Source organism: Methylophaga sp. UBA1464, assembly GCF_002325665.1.
In the GTDB taxonomy this organism is placed as follows: domain Bacteria; phylum Pseudomonadota; class Gammaproteobacteria; order Nitrosococcales; family Methylophagaceae; genus Methylophaga.
In genome coordinates, this window is record NZ_DCSO01000059.1 from 10,993 (window position 1) to 14,642 (window position 3,650).

At 47.6% G+C, this 3,650-nt stretch carries 5 protein-coding genes; all 5 read right to left on the bottom strand.

Translation table 11 applies throughout. The annotated features are described in order from the left end of the window. Positions 1–1,278 (bottom strand): tRNA uridine-5-carboxymethylaminomethyl(34) synthesis GTPase MnmE (mnmE, locus tag B3O33_RS07345; protein WP_292363299.1); only part of this gene is annotated, 1,278 nt, incomplete at its 3' end. A 58-nt stretch (positions 1,279–1,336) separates the two neighbouring features. Next, entirely contained in the window at positions 1,337–2,980 is a 1,644-nt protein-coding gene (gene yidC / locus B3O33_RS07350; RefSeq protein WP_292363300.1) for a membrane protein insertase YidC, read from the bottom strand. Continuing rightward, a complete protein-coding gene (gene yidD / locus B3O33_RS07355; RefSeq protein ID WP_414673280.1) occupies positions 2,973–3,251 on the bottom strand; it encodes a membrane protein insertion efficiency factor YidD in 279 nt (92 codons plus the stop codon). Before yidD ends, yidC begins: the two co-directional genes overlap by 8 nt. Beyond that, positions 3,194–3,526, bottom strand: a complete 333-nt coding sequence (gene rnpA / locus B3O33_RS07360; RefSeq protein ID WP_292361320.1) for a ribonuclease P protein component — start codon at positions 3,524–3,526, stop codon at positions 3,194–3,196. Before rnpA ends, yidD begins: the two co-directional genes overlap by 58 nt. Before the next feature lie 49 nt (positions 3,527–3,575). Further along, complete coding sequence (locus tag B3O33_RS07365) at positions 3,576–3,647, bottom strand: 50S ribosomal protein L34 (protein ID WP_414673281.1); 72 nt, start codon at positions 3,645–3,647, stop codon at positions 3,576–3,578. Between the last annotated feature and the right edge of the window lie 3 nt (positions 3,648–3,650).

Sequence of the window (3,650 nt, forward strand, 5' to 3'; positions counted from 1 at the left end):
CGTCTGTGCAAGTCGTAACTCTTCAGCCAGTAATTCACCTGCGCCCATCCCGGTAAGACAGTTATAACCACTTTCAATCGCTTGCTGCGCACGTTGCAAAGCATCCAGATGTCGACGACGCGCCATAAACACCCCCTCTTCTTCAGGATGGAAACCGACGACTTCACACAGGTGCTGGACCAATAATTCCATGCCTTCGCCATTTTTGGCTGACAGATAGATCACTGACATGTCGTTTTCATTCGTTATTTCAGCAACATGGCCGCTTTGATCGATCTTATTACGAATCAACGTTATGGATTTTTCTGCCGGTAATGCAGAGAGGATTTTTTCATCCTGCTCGGTCATACCCAACCTATCATCTATCAAAAGCAGAATATGATCGGCTTGTAACAATTCGTTTTGCGTGCGGCGAATGCCTTCCAGCTCAACAATATCATCGGTAGCATCATGCAGGCCGGCAGTATCTGATATTCGTAGCGGCAATCCACCTATATGAATCTGCTCACGTAATACATCACGGGTAGTCCCCGCGACCTCCGTGACGATAGCGGCATCATGACCTGCCAGCCGATTATGCAAACTGGATTTACCGGCATTAGGCTGACCAACCAGAACCACGCTGATGCCTTCACGCAATAGCCGTCCTTGTCGGGCGCTACCTTGAATACCCGCCAAAGTGGTAAGCAATTGCTGCAGTTGTTTATCCACCTGGGCTTCGCCAAGAAAATCAATTTCTTCATCAGCAAAATCAATAGAGGCTTCGACAAACATCCTTAAATAAGTCAGCTCCTGCAGGAAAGCATTTACTTTGTTGGAAAACTCGCCCTGCAAGGATCTCATCGCACTACGGGCAGCTTGTTCAGTAGAGCTTTCGATTAAATCGGCTACCGCTTCGGCCTGTGCCAGATCCATCTTGCCATTGAGAAATGCCCGCTCGGAAAATTCGCCGGGACGTGCCATACGGGCACCCAGCTCAATCGCACGTTTACAAAGCCGATCCATAACCAGTGGACTGCCATGCCCTTGCAACTCCACCACATCTTCACCAGTAAAAGAGGCTGGCGCAGCAAAATACAGCGCAATACCACTATCGATAATCTCTTTATCAGCGGCACGGAAAGGGGCAAACTTAGCAAAGCGAGGCTGAGTCAATTTGCCGCAGATTTGCTCGGCAATCTGAGCACTATCCGGTCCGGATAAACGCACTACACCAACACCACCGCGGCCCGGCGCGGTGGCTATGGCTACGATAGTATCGGTGAAGATTTCAGTCATAATGAATTGTGTTTACTTTAGCCGTAAACAACGCAGCCTGTATTGAGCTACGATAGGTCTATAACGCACCCATTTTACGAGTGATATACCATGGCTGGGCAATCGAAAGAAGATTGTTGACCAGCCAGTACAACACCAGGCCTGATGGAAAGAAGGCAAAGAAAACGGTAAATACGATGGGGAATACTTTCATCATCATCGCCTGTGCCGGATCCTGTGGCGTAGGATTGAGTTTTTGCTGGAACCACATGGTCAGACCAAATAAAACCGGCAATACAAAGTAAGGATCAATCGCCGTTAAATCGTTCAACCAGAAAATAAAGTCTGCCTGACGTAACTCAATACTTTCTACCAATACCCAATAGAACGCTAAAAACACTGGCATCTGCACCAGGATCGGCAAACAACCACCCAGAGGATTAATTTTCTCGGTGCGATACAGATCCATCATCGCCTGATTGAATTTCTGCTTGTCATCACCGTAGCGCTCTTTCAGGCTGGCCAGCTTAGGCGTCAATTTACGCATCGAGGCCATAGAACGATAACTGGCTGCTGACAATTTATAAAATGCCAGCTTAATCAGAATGGTCAGCAAGACGATGGACCAGCCCCAGTTGCCTGTTAATTTATGTAACCACTCCATGACAATAAATAATGGCTTGGAGATAATGGTCAGAATGCCATAATCAACGGTCAGATCCAGATTTTCAGCAATCTGTTCTAAACGTTTGTGTTCTTTTGGTCCCAGATAAATTTGGTAAGCGGTTTGAGCCTGTTCGCCATCTTCGGCAACCACAACGGGGAAACGAATACCTGCTGTGTAGTTGGTGTTATTGAGCGATTTACCATATAAGCTGATTTCCAGAGGTTTGCTCTCAGGAATAATTGCTGCTACAAAATAATGCTGGATCATCGCTGCCCAGCCACCGTTTACATCACGGCGAAAATCATTTTTTTTCAGATCCCCGAAATCAACTTTTTCATATTCATTGCCTTCACTGGAAAACACTGCACCCGTATAGGTATAGATTAGGAAACTATCGTCCTCAGCTTCATTACGATTAAATTGGGCGTAAGGATATGCTGCAAAACGTTCACCAGTGCGGTTTTCAATCTGATAAGTGACATTCACCAGATAACTGTCACGATTGAAAGTATAAGTCTTGATCACTGTCAGACCATTATCCGATTCCCAACGTAAAGGAATGCTTAAACTGTCGGCATTATCCGATAAGGTGTATTCATTCTGTTCTGCAGTATAGTTTTCGTAATGCGTTGGCGCAGGACCTTCAGCACGTAAGCCGGACTGGGTGACAAAGAATTTATTGCGACCATCGTTCAAGAACTGCACAGGTTGATCCGGCAAATTTACGTCCACAGGATATTTCAGCAACGCTAGCTTGCGTATGTCCGCACCACGCAAATCAATCATCGCGTCAATCACATCAGTTTTCACCCTGACCTGATTGGTCGAACTTGCCGTGGCTGGATCACTATCTGGTAATGCAGGCAGGCCATCAGCAGAAACCGCGGCAGGCAATTCAGGTAAGTCATCCTGTTGGTCTGCGGCAGTAGATGGCTCAGCAGCATTCGATTGCGTGGCAACTTGCTGAGGACGCACATAGTCATTTTGCCAGGCTTCCCACAACAACAGAGAAACAATTAACAGGCCAAAAATAAACAGAGTTCTGAGGTTATCCATTGTGTTTTTTTATCTTTAGTTCAGGAACAGGATCCACGCCACCGGCGTGCCAGGGATGACAGCGTGAAAGTCGGCGTAAACCGAGCCACACGCCACGCAGTGAGCCATGGGTCTGAATGGCTTCAATCATGTATTGCGAGCAAGAAGGTTGGAAACGGCAGTGCATGCCCATGAACGGGCTTAATAAAAAGCGATACGCGCGAACAAAAGCGATTAGGATGTTTGCCATTGTGCCACCACGGTTAACCAATGTCGCTCCAATGCTGCCCATAACTGCGATGAATCCCGTTGACTTATGTCAGGTCGTGATAACACCACAATATCGATATTAGCTAAAGCAGATTGATGCTGCCGGAAAGACTCCCGGATGATCCGCTTTACCCGGTTACGTTGACTGGCCAGCTTAAGATGCTTCTTTGCGATGGCCAGTCCCAGTCGGGGATGCCCAACTGAGTTTTCAGCGCTCAGGATCGTCAGGCCACCGCCACCGGTGCGCTTTCCCTGACGAAAAACCCGGGTAAAATCTCCCGGGCTATTCATTTTCATGGCTCGGCTGAAAGTGGCCAAGTCATGCACCCTCTGCGAACAGAGAGAATTAAACAGAAAGTTTTGCGCGGCCTTTGGCTCTACGGGCATTAATAACACGACGGCCGCCGACAGTTTTCATACG